This window comes from Sphingomonas pollutisoli (genome assembly GCF_029167165.1).
In the GTDB taxonomy this organism is placed as follows: domain Bacteria; phylum Pseudomonadota; class Alphaproteobacteria; order Sphingomonadales; family Sphingomonadaceae; genus Sphingomonas; species Sphingomonas pollutisoli.
This window is the reverse complement of sequence record NZ_JARFNJ010000010.1, coordinates 44,888-61,625: the sequence shown is the minus strand read 5'-3', so window position 1 is coordinate 61,625 and position 16,738 is coordinate 44,888. Positions and strand designations below refer to the sequence as shown.

At 67.3% G+C, this 16,738-nt stretch carries 20 protein-coding genes; 2 read left to right on the top strand and 18 right to left on the bottom strand.

Going from position 1 to position 16,738, the window contains the following annotated elements; genetic code table 11:
- Nucleotides 1–32: 32 nt before the first annotated feature.
- Nucleotides 33–518, bottom strand: coding sequence for a hypothetical protein (locus PX554_RS20075; RefSeq protein WP_275504256.1), 486 nt, complete (start codon nt 516–518; stop codon nt 33–35).
- A gap of 100 nt (nt 519–618) precedes the next feature.
- Nucleotides 619–1,101 (bottom strand): hypothetical protein, encoded by a 483-nt coding sequence (locus PX554_RS20070; RefSeq protein ID WP_275504255.1) that lies wholly within the window; start codon nt 1,099–1,101, stop codon nt 619–621.
- Nucleotides 1,102–1,245: 144 nt separating this feature from the next.
- Between PX554_RS20070 and PX554_RS20065 the strand changes: the two genes are divergently transcribed.
- A complete protein-coding gene (locus tag PX554_RS20065; protein ID WP_275504322.1) occupies nt 1,246–1,443 on the top strand; it encodes a helix-turn-helix domain-containing protein in 198 nt (65 codons plus the stop codon).
- A gap of 10 nt (nt 1,444–1,453) precedes the next feature.
- Here the strand turns inward: PX554_RS20065 and PX554_RS20060 are convergent, their stop codons facing one another.
- The 3 genes from PX554_RS20060 to PX554_RS20050 all read right to left on the bottom strand — a co-directional run bounded on the left by PX554_RS20060 (nt 1,454) and on the right by PX554_RS20050 (nt 3,045).
- Complete coding sequence (locus PX554_RS20060) at nt 1,454–1,759, bottom strand: hypothetical protein (protein ID WP_275504254.1); 306 nt, start codon at nt 1,757–1,759, stop codon at nt 1,454–1,456.
- 116 nt (nt 1,760–1,875) lie between these two features.
- The gene (locus tag PX554_RS20055; protein WP_275504253.1) at nt 1,876–2,505 is read right to left on the bottom strand and encodes a hypothetical protein; all 630 of its coding nucleotides are present in this window, start codon (nt 2,503–2,505) and stop codon (nt 1,876–1,878) included.
- Nucleotides 2,506–2,634: 129 nt separating this feature from the next.
- Nucleotides 2,635–3,045 (bottom strand): winged helix-turn-helix transcriptional regulator, encoded by a 411-nt coding sequence (locus tag PX554_RS20050; RefSeq protein ID WP_275504252.1) that lies wholly within the window; start codon nt 3,043–3,045, stop codon nt 2,635–2,637.
- A 96-nt stretch (nt 3,046–3,141) separates the two neighbouring features.
- Here PX554_RS20050 and PX554_RS20045 point away from each other — a divergent pair, with 96 nt between their 5' ends.
- Entirely contained in the window at nt 3,142–3,867 is a 726-nt protein-coding gene (locus PX554_RS20045) for an SDR family NAD(P)-dependent oxidoreductase (protein ID WP_275504251.1), read from the top strand.
- Between the two features lie 37 nt (nt 3,868–3,904).
- Here PX554_RS20045 and PX554_RS20040 read toward each other — a convergent pair whose 3' ends face one another.
- The 13 genes from PX554_RS20040 to PX554_RS19980 all read right to left on the bottom strand — a co-directional run bounded on the left by PX554_RS20040 (nt 3,905) and on the right by PX554_RS19980 (nt 16,703).
- Nucleotides 3,905–4,828: a hypothetical protein gene (locus tag PX554_RS20040; protein WP_275504250.1), complete on the bottom strand. Its 924-nt coding sequence runs from the start codon at nt 4,826–4,828 to the stop codon at nt 3,905–3,907.
- A complete protein-coding gene (locus PX554_RS20035) occupies nt 4,825–6,309 on the bottom strand; it encodes a DUF3560 domain-containing protein (protein WP_275504249.1) in 1,485 nt (494 codons plus the stop codon). Before PX554_RS20035 ends, PX554_RS20040 begins: the two co-directional genes overlap by 4 nt.
- Nucleotides 6,310–6,438: 129 nt before the next feature.
- Entirely contained in the window at nt 6,439–6,942 is a 504-nt protein-coding gene (locus PX554_RS20030) for a hypothetical protein (RefSeq protein WP_275504248.1), read from the bottom strand.
- A 150-nt stretch (nt 6,943–7,092) separates the two neighbouring features.
- Nucleotides 7,093–7,344, bottom strand: a complete 252-nt coding sequence (locus PX554_RS20025) for a hypothetical protein (protein ID WP_275504247.1) — start codon at nt 7,342–7,344, stop codon at nt 7,093–7,095.
- A gap of 63 nt (nt 7,345–7,407) precedes the next feature.
- Nucleotides 7,408–8,163 (bottom strand): hypothetical protein, encoded by a 756-nt coding sequence (locus PX554_RS20020; RefSeq protein WP_275504246.1) that lies wholly within the window; start codon nt 8,161–8,163, stop codon nt 7,408–7,410.
- Nucleotides 8,164–8,461: 298 nt separating this feature from the next.
- Nucleotides 8,462–9,430, bottom strand: coding sequence for a M28 family peptidase (locus PX554_RS20015; RefSeq protein ID WP_275504245.1), 969 nt, complete (start codon nt 9,428–9,430; stop codon nt 8,462–8,464).
- 3 nt (nt 9,431–9,433) lie between these two features.
- The gene (locus PX554_RS20010) at nt 9,434–11,005 is read right to left on the bottom strand and encodes a hypothetical protein (RefSeq protein ID WP_275504244.1); all 1,572 of its coding nucleotides are present in this window, start codon (nt 11,003–11,005) and stop codon (nt 9,434–9,436) included.
- A gap of 394 nt (nt 11,006–11,399) precedes the next feature.
- Nucleotides 11,400–12,635 carry a hypothetical protein gene (locus tag PX554_RS20005; RefSeq protein ID WP_275504243.1) on the bottom strand — a complete coding sequence of 412 codons (1,236 nt, stop codon included), beginning with the start codon at nt 12,633–12,635 and terminating at the stop codon, nt 11,400–11,402.
- Nucleotides 12,636–12,665: 30 nt separating this feature from the next.
- A complete protein-coding gene (locus tag PX554_RS20000) occupies nt 12,666–13,499 on the bottom strand; it encodes a Mom family adenine methylcarbamoylation protein (RefSeq protein WP_338061615.1) in 834 nt (277 codons plus the stop codon).
- 85 nt (nt 13,500–13,584) lie between these two features.
- A complete protein-coding gene (locus tag PX554_RS19995; RefSeq protein ID WP_275504242.1) occupies nt 13,585–14,340 on the bottom strand; it encodes a PRTRC system ThiF family protein in 756 nt (251 codons plus the stop codon).
- On the bottom strand, nt 14,330–14,989 hold the full coding sequence (locus PX554_RS19990) for a PRTRC system protein A (RefSeq protein WP_275504241.1): 660 nt from the start codon (nt 14,987–14,989) through the stop codon (nt 14,330–14,332). The genes PX554_RS19995 and PX554_RS19990 overlap by 11 nt, the downstream gene beginning before the upstream one ends.
- Nucleotides 14,986–15,798, bottom strand: coding sequence for a PRTRC system protein B (locus PX554_RS19985; RefSeq protein WP_275504240.1), 813 nt, complete (start codon nt 15,796–15,798; stop codon nt 14,986–14,988). The genes PX554_RS19990 and PX554_RS19985 overlap by 4 nt, the downstream gene beginning before the upstream one ends.
- Before the next feature lie 8 nt (nt 15,799–15,806).
- Nucleotides 15,807–16,703 carry a hypothetical protein gene (locus PX554_RS19980; RefSeq protein ID WP_275504239.1) on the bottom strand — a complete coding sequence of 299 codons (897 nt, stop codon included), beginning with the start codon at nt 16,701–16,703 and terminating at the stop codon, nt 15,807–15,809.
- Between the last annotated feature and the right edge of the window lie 35 nt (nt 16,704–16,738).

Below are 16,738 nucleotides of genomic sequence, written 5' to 3'. Positions count from 1 at the left end.
TCGGGTGGATCGGGCCTGAGCCCGGAGCGGCGTCAGGAGCTGGCGGCTGGCGCCCCGGCATGTTCGGGATAGGCGGCGACCAGATTCGCGCGCATGGCCGCCTGGGCCTCGCGGTCGGGGAATTGTCCAAGCGTCAGGACGGCGGCGCGGATCCCCGAGGCGAGGTCGCCATGCGTGACGTGGATGACCGCGCCGCGCTCGCCATAGTCGACCGGCGCCGTGAAGCCGGCATCGTGCCAGCGGCCCGGTCCCTCGTCCTCGAGGCGCAGCGCATAGGCGCGGGCGTCGGGGTCGCCGTCGTCGACCCGGACCGCGAGATCGTAATAGGTGCCGAAGTCGTGGGGATTGGAGCGGACGGCGATGGTGACGCCTTCGGGCGGCGGACCGAACATGGCGACGAGCGCGGCGCGATGGAGCGTGCATTCCAGCCGGGCGATGCGCTCGAAGTCCGGCGTATGCCCGAGCTGGGCGCAGCTTTCCTCATAGGGAACGGGGCCGACGATGAGGGAGGATGTCATGGGAGTATCTCCTGGGCCGCTTCATCGCGGCCACCCTCTCCCTCCCCCTTCCCCTTGCCTGACCGTGGGCGCATCGCGCCCTGACGCCGGGAAACGCGGCTCAGTGCCGGCCGAGGATCAGGTCCGCCGCGCGCTCGAAGGCGAGAGGATCGTCCTCCTCGAGCAGCACCGCATCCGGCGTCCGGGCGACGGCGACCAGCTCGATCAGCATGCGGTTCGCAGGCGTCGCGGGGTAGGCGCGTACGCGGTCCTGTTCGATCGCGAGCACCATATCGCGCAGGCGAAGGCGCAGGTCGGCGATAATCGCGGCGCGATCCGCGAGCATGGCGACCTCCAGCTCGAGCGTCGTCGGGAAGCTGTGCCCTTCGGCCTCGACCGGCGGCCGGCTGTGCGCCAGTTCGGCATCGACCTGCGTGCGATCGAAGCCACGGAGCGCACGCAAGCGGATCCGGCCGTCGCGAGTGTGGTTGTCGGCGAGGAAGGCGCGCTGCCCGTCGATCATCACCGCGCCCCAGAAGCGGAGCGGCCGCGCCCCGACGGGCAGGGTCACGCGCGTCTCGCAAAGCTCGATCGTCATGGACATGCGGTCGATTCCGGCCTGATCCTTGCACGGTGGTGGTCGAGACGATGTTTAGCATGCGTTCGAACGAATCGGAACTATCGTTCCTAGAACGATCCTTCCGATACTGGTTCCCATCATGTCATGGATCTCAGGGAGATCATGGCGATGAATGTGCGTCGGTTACGTCATGATTGTCAGTGGACGCAGGAAGAACTGGGCGAACGTGCCGGGCTGAGCGCGCGCTATGTGGGGGCGGTCGAGCGGGGCGACGTCTCCGCCAGCGTGACGGTGCTCGGCAGGATCGCCGACGCATTGGGCGTGGAGCCGGGGGTGCTCCTTCGCAATGGCTCTCCTGCTCCGTAGGCGGGCTGGGTCAGCGCACCCAGGGCGCGCGGGGCCGGCTGCCTTCGCGAAGCCGGTCGGCCCGCAGGGCGCGGGCGAAATCGTCGTCGAACGATGCGAACGGGCGGATGGCTTCGAGCGCGGGTTCCGGTTCGCGGATTTCCTCATAGCCCGTGCCGATCCAGAGCAGGATGGCCGCCTCGTCATCGACATCCTCGTCCTCACGCCGGACGATGGCGAAATAGGTGGCGAGCGGCGGATCCCAGCCGATCGCGACCGAGAGAGTGCCATCCCGGGCGATGGCATCGGAGCTGGGAGCGAGTTCGTGGCGGCTCATGGCAGCGTCCTTCCTGGGTGGGTCGGTGCTCAATCGTCGTGCCGTGGGATGATATTATGTAGGATCGGCGTCAGCGCGGCATTGATTCGGTAGAGCTGAAGATGGCTATCGCCATGTCATGCCACCAGCGCGTTTTCGAGGCGAAGCTCCCGGGCGATCCGGTCGGCCAGCGTGATGGGGTCCGTCAGTTCCTCGACCGACGCCCAGTGATTGCCGCCGCCGCTATAGTCCTGCCGGCTGCTGACGCTGCGGAACATGATCTCGCGCCCGTGGCCGAGGCAGCTTTGCCCGAGCTGGACATAGATCTGCTCGCCGTGGAGGATGACCTCGCCCGAGCTGGCGATTCCGCCGCGGTGGGATCGCACCGAAAAGTCGGCGCGCGGCAGCGCGAGGGCCTTGGCGAGCGCGCGCAGCGCCTTCTGGCCTTCCCGGTGGAAGGCGTCCTTGGCCTGCGCGTCGTAACCGAGGTCGCTGGCCATCAGCTGGGGGAGCAGCGGCTGGCGCGAGGATCGCTCGACGGCCATTTCGCAGGCGCGCAGCAAGGCGTCGTCGGCTGGCCCGCGTGCCTGTGCGATCATGCCGAGATGACGGGCGAGAAGCAGCAGGGCAGGATCGGCGTTGTGATCGAGGCCGCGGCGTTTGCAGTCGTCGATCGCGGACAGGATCGCGGCGAGGGACGAAGCGATCGTGTCGAGACCGGACGGATCGAGCGCGACGGCGTAGCGGCGGGACGGCGAGAAGGTCATGGCAAGGCTCCGTTGCTGGATACGCCCTGCCCATCCCCCTCTCCTTTTCGCGGGAGATGCCGCCCGCCCGCAGGGCGGTGACGCGAAGAAGATCGCCGTAGCCGGTGTCTGTCGTGCCCCGGCCGACGCTCAGGGTTCGGCGAGACGGACGGCCGGAAGCTGTCCTTCCTGCATATCGCGCAGTGCGCGGTGCTGTTCGATCTCGTCGAGATGGGAGAGCATCCACATCGCCAGTTGCGTCAGCGGCTGGGCGAGTGACTGGCCGAGAGGGGTCAGGCCATATTCGACCTGTGGGGGCACGCTGGGGTGAACCGTGCGTGTCACCAGCCCGTCGTGTTCCAATGATCTGAGGGTGCGGGAAAGCATCTGCTGCGAGATGCCGCCGATCAGCCGTTTGAGTTCGTTGAAGCGCCTTGGCCGGTCCATCAGCATCGTGACGACGAGAATGGTCCATTTGTCGCCGATGCGGCCGAACATCCGGTTGACGCGCTGGCACACCCCATCCGTGCCGGGCTGATCGGGTGGGGCGGGCATAGCCATGTGACCAGGTCGTCCTGAAAATATGCGTTCTTGTGAAGCATAAGTCCCACAATCATAGTTGGTCAACTGAACATACTACCTACGAAGGAACCAACGATGACCGACAAGAAGACGATTGCCCTGTTCGGCGCGGGAAGCGGGCTCGGCGCCTCCCTCGCCACCCGCTTCGGACGCGAGGGCTACCGGGTCGCGCTGGTCGCGCGCAGCGCCGGGCCGCTCGACGAGCGCGTCGCCGAGCTCGCGGCCGCGGGCATTGAGGCCGCCGCCTTTCCCGGCGATCTGACCGACCTTACCGCCATTCCTGCGCTCGTCCGTGCTATCGAGGCGCGCTTCGGCGGCATCGATGTCGCGGTTTATGCGCCGGTTCCGTCCGATGTCGGTTTCGTGCCCGCGGTCGACCTCGATGCTGCGGGGCTCCGGTCGGTGACGGACATCTTCACCTATGCGCCCATTGAGGTGGCGCATGCGGTGCTGCAGCGCCAGCTGACGCGCGGAGACGGCGCCATCGTCATTGTCGGGGGCTTGACGGCGCTGGTGACGATCCCGGGACTGAGCGGCGTTGGCCCCGCCATGGCTGCGGCACGCAACTATGCGCTCACGCTTAACGCCGAGGTGGCGTCGCGGGGCGTCTATGTCGGCACGGTCAACATCGGCGCGATGATCGAGCGTTCGGCGGGCCTTCGCGCGGCGACCGCCGGCGGGACCGAACTGGATCCGAGCTTCCCCGTCATCGATCCCGACGAGATTGCCGGGGAGATCTGGTCGCTCGTGACGCGGCGCGACCGGGCGGAAGCGATTTTGCCGGCCGGTGCCGGCCATTGACGAAGATGGGAGCCGCGACGGAAATGATCGCATCTTTTCAGTCGTTCGCCAGATTGGTGATCCGCACCATATAGTGGCTTTGCCCCGGCGACGCGCCGAGATGCGTGCGGCACTGCTCGACGATCGCGGTCCAGATATGCTCGGGCATGTCGGAATCGGAGCCTTCGCCGCCAAGGTCCGGGTCGACCAGGACGACGACATCGGAATATTCGTCGGGCGCGTCGCCGCGATGCCAGGTGAACTTGGGAACGTCGCTGCGCAGCCATGCGACGAAGTCCTTGTCGGCGAAGAACTCCGGCGCGTTCAGCACCAGTCCCTGGCAACGCTCGGCGTCGAGGCTCGTGAACGCTGCCTTCGGGTGCTGAAGGCGAATGCGGATGATCTTGGTGCGCACCTTCGCCGTCGCGAAGGTGTCGTGGGGCAGATGCTCCAGCACCTCCATGCCTTCGGCCTCGAAGCTGTCGGGCACCAGCGCGACCAGTGTCGGCGCCTCGACATGCCCATGGGGTCCCATGAGGTCGAGCGCCGCCGCGATATGCTGGCGCGCATGGCTGAACGGCGGGTTCATGAGGACGCGGGGGAACTCGACCTTCCCGCGCACCTCCGCCGAATAGTCGAGAAAGCACCGGTTGATCACCGTCCCGAACCGGCGGAGTTGGCTTGCAACCCCGATATGGCGTTCCACCTGCACCAGTTCGCAGCGGCTGTGCCCGCTTTCGAGGAGCGCGCGGGAGAGATTGCCCGTGCCCGCGGACGGCTCGAGTGTCAGATAGTCGCCGACCGGACCGAGATAGCGCACCATCCGTGCCGCGACCTCGGGCGGCGTCACATGGCACTCGGTGGCTTTGTCGACGGCGACGATCTCGGGGGCGGACGGGATGTCGACCTTGTCGAAGTCGCTGCGTGCCTTGGCCGCGATGCGCAGGGGCTTGGCGGGCCGTGTATAGACGCTGCGTTTCATGCTGCCGTCTCCTCGCTCGCGGCGCGGCGCGCGGCCGCTTCGACGGCATCGAGATCGAACGGCAGCGGCTTTCCGGGCTTGTCGGTGAGGACCACTACTGAGTCGGGCTTGTAGAATTCGCTGCCGATCGTCGAGATGCGGATGCGGGCGACCGGCTCGCCCGACCGCACGCGCTCCTGCCTTTGCCATTCCATCCGCACGCGGCGGGCATCGGCGGCGATCTCTATCGTCTTGAAGACATCGTAGTCCCCTTTCGAATTGGCCGAGTAGATCGCCTGGGTCGTCTTCCGCACCTCCGCCGCCTTGGCCGCGCCGGGCTTGCCCTTGCACGCTGCGGTCATGTGCAGGTCCCATATCCGCTGCAGTTGCTCGGCCTGTTCCTGCGTGAGATTGATCAGCGGCACGCTATCCGGCTTGGCCGAGGCGCGGCGGGCTTTTTTCTCGGTCACGATGTAGCCGCTCGACTGCATGAGGTCGCGCCAGTCGTCCTCGCTCAATTCGAGGGCGGTTTCCGACGCGATATGTGCAGGGAGCGGCACCGGGCTTTCGAGCTGCAAGAAGCCCGGATCGGTGGCGGTGCATTTGGGGCTTTCCGCGCCATGCTCGCGCGCGAAGGCCTGGAGGATGACCGGGGTCAGCGCGCCCTCATAGCGGGGCACGTCACCCAGCATCGAGCGCTCGAAGGCGAGCCGATTGAGGACATGCTCGATCCAGCGTCGGCGCGTCGGACCGTTGACGGCAAGGGTCGCGGCAGCGATACATTGTTGCCGGGCGTCCGCTGGGGTGATCTCGCCTTTGTCGACCTTGGAATAGAGCTCATAGCTCGACCAGGTGCGGCGCGAATCCATATGACCGAGGACGTGCCGGATCTGGGCGTCGGTTGTGCATGTTTCCCAGATTGCCAGCGCCGCATGGGCCGCGTTGATGCCGCGCTGAAGATCCCGCAGTTCGGTCAGCAATGTCTTGATGCGGTTGGCGCGCACGCGCGGGTCGCCCTTCATGTTCGCGAAATGCTCGACTCCGCCGGCGCGCGAGAGCCAATAGTTGGCGGCTTGTCCGGCTTTCACCGCCGCGCTCTGCGCCGCGTGCATCCGCTCCTGTGTCTTGCGCGCCCGGCGTTCGCTATGATGGCCGACCAGGATGGGCTGCCCCATATCGAAGGCTTGGCTGAGTTCGTCGGCGCGGCGCGCGAAGGCATTGGCTTGCGCATAGCGCTTGTGCGCGAGGCCGTCGAGCCGTTCGGCCTTGATCACGGCGCGCTCGACGAGCGTCATCTCCTCCGCCTCGATCTCGCCTGCCAGTTCGACGGCGAGATCCTCGCGCTGCGGCGTCCATTTGGGCGCGACGAACAGTTCTTGCTTGGGGGCCCATCGGAAGCCGGCCTCCTTGATGCGGGCATAGGTTTCCTCGTCGAGGCGCGTGGATGCGTAGAGGCGAAGCTTGTTGTCTTCCGGGCTGTAGGTCGCAGTGAAGCTGGTCATGGGCCGTCCTTTCGTGAGGCTTGCCGTCGGGCGCGCGAAGGGCAAGCTGGAGTGCGGCGCCGACGCGCGTGCCGGCGCTTGATGGATCGGTGATCTGGGCGATCGCCCGGTTGCCGGGCGCCGGGGATGTCAGGCCTGCGCCGCCATCGGGCACACGCGCAGGAAGACATGCGCGGGATGGGTCTTGTCGATCATGCCGAGCAGCAGCGTGACCCCGGCGAGCAGCTCGCGCCGGCTGGCGAACGTCTCCGTCGTATAGGCGCCGCGCGCCAGCAGGTCGGGATCGCTGTCGAGCTGTCCGGCGAGCTGCGCCGGCCATTGGCACAGCAGGAGCCAGGGCCAGCCGGGTTCGCTCGGCGCAAATTCGAAGAAGGTGACGCCGGGTACCTCGATGCTGCTCGGACGGTGATCCAGCAGGTTGGGCGGCACCGGCCTGTCACGGTCGGCCGACAGGAAATCTTCGAACTCGCCGAGCTCCTGCTCGTTTTCGACGATGACCGGATAATAGCGGCCGAGCGCCAGTCCGTCGCCGGCGAGCGTCCGGGGAATGTCGATGACCATGAGCAAGGGCGCGAACGGGCGCGGGTGGCGGTAGAGGTGCCGGCGCGCGGCGATATGATCGGTGAGACGCACGATCATTCTCCTTGTGCAAGGGGGGAAAGGGCCGAAACGGGGCAAGGTCGTCGTCCCGGCGGCGCATCCTCCCCTCTCCCCCTCGCCTTCACAGCCGCCCGACAAGGGCGTGATCGACAAGGGCGCGATCCGGCATTCCAATGGCCGTGCTCACGGATCGGGCGGGGCATCTCCCGACGCGATCTGTTCTTGCACGAGCCGCCATTCGGCCAGCGCGGCGTCCCCGCGGGTCTTGAAGGTCGGTCGCTCCTCGAATGGCCGCGGATCGCAGACGATACGCCACTTGCCGTCGGGATAGTTTCTCGAGACGCATCCAACCGCCCGGCTGGGGTAGGTGACGCCGTGGACATACCAGCCGCCGTGGCGCCAGCGCGAATAGGTGAAGGTGGGGCCACGGGTCATGGGCGGTTGTCCTTGTCTGGAACAGGATCCAGCGACGCGGGCGGGTCCGTGGTTGTCGGGCGCCTATCGCAACCGGGCCGTGCGACTGCGCGCATGGGCGATCGCAGTCCTGGCGATGTCGTAGAGCGCGCGGCAGCGGGCCTCGTCGTCATTGCCGTCGATGTCCGCGATGGAGCGCGCCCGACGGATATCGCCCTCGGCTACATCGCCGGGTGCCAGCGGGGCGAGCCGGTCGTCGGCGCGCAGCATGTCCGCGATGACCGCGCGAATGTCGGCGTCGCCCGGTCCGCTCCGGTCCTCGAGCAGCGGCGGCTCCTCGGAGACACCGAACAGATCGGCCTCGAGATCGTAGAGGCAGTCGTAGAGGGTCTTGCCGGCGATCCGGTCGGCGGTGATGACGGTGACGCTGCCGCCGGGCGCAGCGAGCGCGTTTTCGACGGCGATCCCGCCATGGACGGTCAGGATGGTGATGCGGCCGATGGTCGCCGAGCGGGCGACGATATCCTGGAACAGGGTTTCCCAGGCCTGCGCGGTCAGGTCGAACCCGATCGTCCCGTCACCCAGCGTCATGAGGTCGATCGCCGCTTCGAGCAGGTTGACCGCGGCGGGCGACCGGTCGTGGCTTTCGATCGCGGCCGCGCGCAACTGGCCGAGCGGCAGGACCAGCCCCTCGCGGATGCCCGTCCTGCTGTAGAACTGGAGCCCGTGCGGAGCGGACAGATGGTCGAACATGGCGGTGAGGACGAGTCGTTCGAGTGGCGTCATGTCGCTTTCGGGAATCGCGGGTTGGACGGAGGAAAAGGAAGGAAAGTCGGTCATGTCGGTCTCCTTTGGGCTTGAACCGCCACCGCCCTCCCCCCTTCGCTTTCCCGGCGCGGCGTCGACCGCCCGGAGGGCGGGGACGAGAAAATCGCCTGCAAGGGGCAGAGGATGGCCGGACGTGGCGCGGGGCTGGCCGCCCGTTCGCGGGCGAACCCGGGCGATGGCGCTGCTATGAGGATGTGGCGAATGTCCGGCGGGGTTGTCCGCGTGCCACGGGGATCGCTCCGTCGAACGATGGAATGGAAGAAGGGAGTGGCGGGGACAGCCCCCTCGGATCGCCGGCGCGACTGGCGCCCTACAACGGCATGAGCGAACGGTAGGCGGCGCGGTCGTTCATTTCTTCCTCCCAGGCGGCTCGCCGGAACTCGTCCGCGGTGATGCCGCATTCCTGCAGGATCTGTGCGGCCAGCCGAGGATATTCGGCGACCGCCTCGACGAAGTCGTCGCGACTGCCGCGATAGCCTTCAAACCAGTCCCAGCGATCGTCCTCCTGGACCGATGGGTCGCGCGCGATAGTCAGACGGGAGGCGTCGAACCGCAGCATCGCGGCCAGCAGCTTCTCGCAGTGGCGCACGTCTAGCGTTTCCAGGGGGCCGTGCTGGCCGTGATAGCCGACCGACAGGTTGGAGCATTCGGGAATGATGCCCGCATATTCGTTGGTGTCGGTGTAGATACCCGTGTCGTCGGGTTCGTATCGGAAGTCCGGGTCGAGGTTGTTGAGCGCCGCTGCCAGGCTCTTGGCGAACGCGTCCGAACTGGTCCGCCCATAGCTTTGATGCGTGATCACATCGTCGAAATCGGCGCGGTCGAAGGCGATGGCCGCGTCGAATCTTTTCAGAAGCGCGGGATTGTTCTGCTCGATCCAGCGCGATCCGAGGCAGCCGCGTTCCTCGCCGCGGTGGAACAGGTAGAAGCCGGGACAACCGGCCGCGATCATGTTGAGCATGATCCAGATGCCGGCCCCGTCGTCGGCGCCGAGCGACATGCCCGGCTTGCCGTCGCTCAGCGCCGCAACCCCGGCGGCGTCGATGCAGACCTGCTGATATCCGTCGCGGCGCGCGACGGTATCGATATGGCAGCTCCACATCACCCGGGGCGCATCGCCGATCGCGAGCATCCGGTTGCCGAAGACGTCGGCGGTCATGCCGGGAACGGTATCGAGGAATTCGCGGGCAAAGGCGCGTTCGGCGGCGCTGTCATGGGGGCGTGCCCATGACAGGATTTCGAGCAGGCCGGCGCGGCCCGCAACGCTGCAATAGGTCATGGGTCAGGCTCCTGCGTAGGCGTGGACCGGAACGGGCGCGGTCGTCGCGATGGCGGCGAGAGGATCTCCGCGCGGGCTGGGCGGCGCATCGTCGGCGAGTGGCTGGATATTCTGGCGCAGCGTATCGATACGAAGCTGGGCGGCCTCGGCTCGCTCGCGCCGCAGGCGCTCGGCCTGGGCGCGCGCACCGGCGGCCTCCCAGAGGGCGACCTCCGCGTGGATCGCGGCCATCTCCTCCTGGAACTGGTGCCAGGTCAGGATATGGGCGTTGGCGAGAGCCTCGTCGTCATCGTCGAACGGCTCGGGAACATGGTCCTCGCTGAGCCATTCGCCTTCATATTCGGTGAGGTCCTCGGCGTGGAACCATTGGCCGGTCGCGGCGCATTGGCGGCAGGAGCTCTTGGCCCACCATTCCTCGCGGTCGTCCAGATAGACGGCGCCGTAATCCTCGGCATTCTCCTCGAGGACGGTGTTCGCACCGCGGTTGTTGTAGACGGTGACGAAGGATTCATCGTCACTATAGCGGCAGTTGTTATAGTCGCAGTAGGTGCTGTGATCGCCGCTGCAATCATAGCACCATTCCTCGGTGCTGCCGTCTGCGAAGTGGACCGTGTCGCGGTCGTCGGTTTCGCGGTCGCAATGGTCGCAACAGGTTGGAGCGTCCGCCACCCCGTTGGTGTTGTCGGACGAAATATCGCCCTCGCCGATGACGAGATACTTGCCGTCGTCGCGCAGATTGTCGCCCTCGTCGATATAGGGGACGACGAAACTGTCGCCATATTCGATGCGCCGGATGCGCGCGCCGTTGAGGCTTCCTTTGGTGTAGCCGGCATTTTCGAGGAGCAGCCTGAGACGCGACACATCGCCGTAGATGCTGGTGTAGATCTTGCGGGCCGGCCATACGACGCTGCGGGCCAAGGCGTCCTTACGCGGGCCGATATAGGCGAGCGCCGTGTCTGGCCCGGCATAGACCCGCGTGGGGTGGCATCGGCTTGTGAACACACTGGCCTCATGGGCCATGCAGCTGCTCGGGCCGCCGACATAGACCTCCTCGATCTCGTCGGCGTCCTGGGTGATCTTGAGGGCATGTTCCTGGAGCAGCACCGAGAGCCTGGCGCACCACTCCTCGATCGCATTGTTGTCGAGATACTCGCTGAAGAAGCGGTGGAGATAGCGGCCGGGCGACATCACCAGCTGGCGGTCGGCCTGGCCCTTGGCTGCGTTCTCGGTGAACGCGATCTTGCCCGGCTGCGCGGCGGAGATGTGGCAGAAGTGCTCCTCGTGCCGGGCCTGATACCAGGGCTCGTCATGCCAGGGTGTGGGCTGATAGGCGCCGTCGGCGAACCGCAGCTTCTCGCGCGTCTGCCAGTCGAGGTCGCCGATGTTCCCGCCGGCAAGCGTTATGCGCAGTTCGGCATCGGGCGATTGTCGCAGAAGGCACTGGCGGGCGGCTTCGGCTTCTTTGTAGCTTGACCAGAGATATTGCTGGCCCTCGTGCGGTGCGTAGCGGAAGCCGATCGTGAGCGGCCGCCATTCGTTCTCGGTGTGGGGATAGAGGATCTGGAACTGTGTCATGGACATGACTCCGCGCAGCCGGGCCTGCGTGGGCGCGGCTGGATTGATGGGGGAATCCGGGGAGGCGCGGCGGACGCGCGGACGCGGCGTGCCGGACGTCGGTGACGTGGCGGGCACGCTGAAGCTGCCGCCGGCGATGGCGGGTTCGATTCAGGCTTGGTGTGAAGCGATCCGGTGGCGACCGTTGGTCAGGCGCGACCTATCAGGACACATCTTGTCCGTTCGGCGGGATCGCGGCCGGGGCATGCCGGGCGGACCCGTGGCGAAGCCGCGAAAGAACTGGTCGAGGCTCAGGCGAACCGAAAGGCGCATGGGGGTTCTCCGGGACTGTTCGCCCCTCATCCCCCTCTCTCCTCTTGCGGCGCGCTCGCGCGCCTGGCGCCGGGTTCGCCGATCAGACGAGCCGGAGCGAAGCCGCAAATTGGCGCAAGAGCTCGGTCATTGCGTTTCGCGCATGGCGCTTGTTGCCGATGACGATCTCGGGATGGAGTGCCTCGCCGAGCGCGGTGCGGTAGCCGATCGCCGGGCCATCTCCGTCCTCGATGACGATGCGGTGGCCGCGCGGCTCCGCCGGGCCGGCGTATCGCGCCGTGAAGTCCCCGAGGCGCCCCGAGAGCCCGGCCGCCATCTTGCTCCATCTGATATGTCCGCCCGCGAACTGGTCGCCGGGCGCGCGGCCGCGAGCGAGCCAGCGGCGGAATTGCGCGCGCTGCTGGATCACCGAATTGCGGGTCCGTTCCATCGTTCGGGCAAGCGGCAGGAGAGCGGCGTCGGCGTCGAGACGGCCGAGCTCCGCGGCGTCGGCAACGACCAGGATATCGGCGTGGTCGCCCTCGCGCAGCAGTCGGCGCAGCGCGGCGCCATCGGTGGGCGCCGGGTCCGTAAGGAGCGATAGCGGGCGCAGCCCGGTTGCGGCATCGATGACGAGGATCGTCGCGGCTTCATGTCCGGGCCGTTCGCGGAGCATCGCAAGGATGTCGATTTCCCCGGCCACGACCTCGCCGGCGCCGAGCAAGAGCAGGCGCCGTCGCCATGAAACGGGCGCCGGGACGTCGGTCGGACTAGGCCATTGGCTGGGAAGCGACCGTGCGGCGCGCGGACTATCCGTGCGCAGTGCTTCCGGGGAAGCTGCCGCGAAGGAGCGGCGGGCGACGTCGAAAAGGTCGTCGGGCTGGCCGCCGCCATCCAGAAACCCTTGAGCATAAGCGGGACGGCGGATATCCGGTTCGCCCGGTCGCGGCGGCGAAGGCGCGCGCGCGATCCATCCGGCTCGGGCTGCGTAGCGCCCGTCGGCATAGGCGACCGCAGCGTCCCAGCCATAGCCGTGGACGTCGCGGGCGTGGAGGATCGAAACATGGCGGCTGTCGGTGCTGCCCTGTGCGAGCTGGCGCTCGATCGAGGTGAAGTTCGCGGTCACGCGCTGCCGCTCGCACTCCAGTCCGATCGCCTCGTTGAGCGGGCGAAGCGCCTGGACGCGCTCGCGGGCGCGCGCCATGCGCGCGTCGAGCGGCGCATCGTTCGGCAGGTCGGGGAAGCGGCGCCAGGCGTCGGCGAGCGCATGGGCGTGGTGGGTCGGACGGCCGTGCGCCATCCAGCATCCCGCATCCGCGGGATCGAAGCGGTCGGTCATGTCGAGTGTCCCCTGGACGGGGCCCGCGCGTCAGCGGGCAAGCATGAACGGAAATTGCGGATGCGCCCGCGGGAGTTGCTTGGGATAGGGTTTGCGCGGGAGCGCCCGACCCTGCCGCCGCGCCGCGGGGGTGAGCTCGAAGCTGTACGCGAACAGGCCAAGCGTCCTTTCGGCAACCAGGATGCGATCGCGCCGCAGCCGGGCTAACCAGATGTCGGGTGCTTCTTGGATATTCGGTCGTGGCGCGCCGAGACGCACGAGCTGGTCGATCGCACCCGCCGCGCCGCGCTCGCCGAGCCGGATCTTGGACAGGCTCCGCCCGGAGATCGGGGTGCCCGCGATACGGTAAGCGGTCCTGGGCGGGGTCATCCCGCGGAAAGCGCCGCTCAACGCAGCATAGCACTGGCCGATATGGCCGGCCTGCGGGTCCGAATAGGAGACGACGGCCTCGATGCCGGGCCGCTCGCGGCGCAGCAGGCGAAGCGCCCGCGACAGGAACCAGGTTTCACCATTCCCAGGGATTTCGGACAACAGGAAGAAGCGCGCGAGGGTCGTGCCCCGGGCCGGGTCGGCGAAGCCGGTATGGCGAGTGATAACGCTGGCCGTCGACGGCGTGGCGAACACGGCAATGCCGACCAGGGCAGCCTGCTTGCCGAACAGGCCGACCGCGACCTGTGCGGCGGGGTAGTTCGGCAGATAATGGTGCGCGGCAACGAATTGGCGTGCCGGCGACGGGTCGAGTTGGTCAACCGCGAAGTCGCTGGGGTCGATGACGGTCAGGTCATCGACATAGCGGGCGCGGCGTTCGCGCCAGCGCTGGCTGCGGGTGGTGAGCATGGTGGCGATCTCCATGATGATCGCCATCGCCCTCCCCCTTTCCTCTCGCGGCCCGGAGGGCCTGGGGAAATGTCGGCCGGCAGGCCTCCGCGGAAGGTTATGCGCTTGCGCTTCACTCGGTGCGCGGTAGCGGGATCGGGACGGTCTGGCCGCTGGCGAGGTTGATGAATCCACCGGCGTGGCCGATTGAACCGCGCCCCAGGAGATCGAACAGGAGTCCAAGCGCGTGGCTCGCGACGATCCGGTTGATGAACAGCGATTGGCGCCGGAGCGCCTCGGCGATCGAGCAGGACGGCGCATCGTCGTCGGGCTGGCTCTCGTCGGCCAGCTCGGGGAAATATTCGAGCACGGTCGGCAGGCGGCGATATTCGTCGACCGCGCGGCTCGGGCAGCCGATCAGATATTGTCCGTCGGTGGCGCGATTGCCGAGATCCATCCAGTAGACAGGGACGCTCCTTGCGTGGTCGAGCGCCGCCCCGAGCGCGCGGCGGGCTGAGGCCGTATCGACGCAGCTGATGAGGATATGGGAGTCATCGACCCCGATCGCTTGCGGAGCGCGGCCGTGAACCGCCGTCCAGTCGAGGCCATGCGCCAGGTTGATCCGTTCGGTGAGCGTGTGCGCCTTGGAGTTGCCCAGGTCGCAGCGGTAGAAAGGCTGGCGGCCCAGATTGGCTTCGGTCACGATATCGTCGTCGACCGTCGTGACGTGCAGCGATCGCGGGGAGATCGCGCGCAGCGCCGTGTCGAGCGATGCCAGGCCCATCAGCATCTGGCTGCCGTTGCCGCCGCAACCGACGAGCAGGATATTGATCGTGCGATGGGCGAAGGCGGCGGGAAGATAGTGGCGGTCCATGGCGTCAGGCTGCATGGTGATCTCCTGCGAAAGGACTGCGCGGCATCGGCAGGAACAGGCCACCCGCGCACAGCCGCGAGGCCGTCATCGGGCCGTCCGGCTGGCCGAGCCGGCCGAAGACGAGCGCCATCTTCGTCGCGTGCATGTCGTCTTCATTGTCGGTGGCGCTGAAAAAGGCGCGGCCGATCCCGTGACTGTGGATGTCGCAGACCAGATGCCAGCCGGATTCGAGGACCGGGGGGCGGTAGACGAGCCGGGTCGGCGTGGCCTCGTCGATGGCCGGCAGACGCACGACGAATTCTCCGGTCGTCTCGTGCCACAGGATGAACGCGGCCGCCTCATTGGGCAGCGCCGCGTGGAAATGATCGAGAATCTCGTCGAGATGGGCGCGGGGAATGCGGCCGCAGCGCAGATCGGCCCTGGGCGCGCCGACGCTGCCATAGGGAAGATAGGCGTCGATCGGCGGCGTGACGAGAACATCGAGCGCGAGCCAGGGCCGGCGCAGGACCAGCATGACGCCGTCCTTCCCGATCGCCAGACCGTGGCCCGTGCGGGCCGCGCGCAGCGCATCGAGGCCGGGCGAGCGTCCTTGGTGCGGGACCGGATAGCAGGGCATGTCGGCAAGAACCGCGGCCGCGGTCGGATCGTCGGCGAACATGGTCATCGCCTCGCGCCCGCGATAAGCTGGCCGAAGGTCATCGCACCTGTCGCGGCCCTCCTGCCCGCATCTGCTCTAAAGGGCTTGAGACGCTTCACCGGAAAACGGCGTGCCTTGCGCGCGGCGAGATCGTCCCAGAGCCGCGCGAGGCCGCCTTTCCCGGTGATGGTGAACTCCTGGCCCGGATTGGGATGCGTCGACCAGCTGTCGAACAACGCGCGTTCATAGTCGGGGATGGAAGCGACGCCGGGCGTCTTCGGCTGGGGGATATTGCCCCAGCAAAGCTGCCCGTTGACGAAGACATTGAGGACCGGCGAATGTAGCAGTCCGGTGTCGGCGGTGGGGCGCTCGTTCGCCGGCAGGGCATAGACGCCGAGGCCGGATCGGGTGGCGACGAACAGATGCGCCGGATAGGGAACCGGCACCACCGTTCGTTCCGAGAGGAGCTGAAGGCCCGCCGGAGGGTTCGACAGCGCGAAATAGCCCGCGCGGACCGCTTCGGGAACCCACCAGGCGAGCATCTCGGGATGCGCGACCAGCACATGGCCGGGCAGGATCTCGGGTCGGGTCGTCCGGCCAAGGACGTCGGTCCATTGCCGCAGATGCGCACGCGTCAGCGGGGTGCCCGCGGCGATGGTCGGCCGACCGTCCTTGTCATGCCTGATCGTATGGATGCTCGCGAAGGCCGCCGTTCCTTCGCGCGGGGCCACATAGGGGCTTACGTTGCGGATCGGTTCGCTCCGGTAGAGCAGGATCGCCCTGGCCAGCATCAGGCCGCCATGGGTGGCTTCGAATTGAGTCGAATGGTTGGACATGGGAGACCTCAAAGGGTGGTTGGATCGAGCTGGACCAGGTCCTGGACGGCCAAGAGGAATTGCGCGCCGAGCGTCAGGGACGCGAACCAGCCGTCGATCCGGTCGACCTGCTCCAGCTGGCAGAAGCCGGCGACGTCCATGAAGCCCATTTCCATGCCCTGGCGCGCAAGGTCGTCGAGCTCGCGCGCGAACTGCTCGAAGGGCACAAGGGTCAGCGGCGGCATCGGCGCGCATTCGTCATAGCCGGGGAGGTAAGCGCCCACGATCTCGCGATCGACGTGCCAGATGTCCTGGTCCGGCGGGACGCCCGTGACGGCATCGCGCGCCTTGTCGAGCGTGTCGAGCTTGCGGCGCAGTCCGGCCGGGAGCTGGTCCGATGGCGCCGCATTGTCCCCGATCATCCAGTCGGGGCGCCGCGCTCTCATGGCTGATGGCAGCGCCTGCTCGTCGATCTCGTCGGGATCGACACCCTGATGATGGATCAGGCACTCGCGGGCGGCTTCGTCGTCGGTTTCCCCCTCCCAATAATACATCGACATTTCCTCGAAGAGGTCGCCATAGGCGAAGACCGGGAGGACACAGCCCAGGGTCTGTTCGAGCGTTCGATAGACCGCGGCGCGCCAGGCAATCGGGGCATCGCTGTCCTCAATCCATCCGAGGTCCAGTTGCCCCAGATCGTCGCAGATCAGAGCCAGCGCCGGCGGCTCGGCCATTGTGCCGTGCAGGACCACCACCCGGAAATCGGCGAGTTCGATCGGCCGCAATATGTCGAGCACCGCGCTGCTGAAGACCCGCTCGATATGGCGGCGGGCCTCGACGCGGGTATAGCGCCGGACCGCCATGTCCCGCGCGGCGGCCCAGCGCCCGATCAGCCGGTGATGCGCCGCCAGCGGCGCGTCGAACATGGCCGGGATGTCGGCCGAGAGCGTGACCGGCCGCC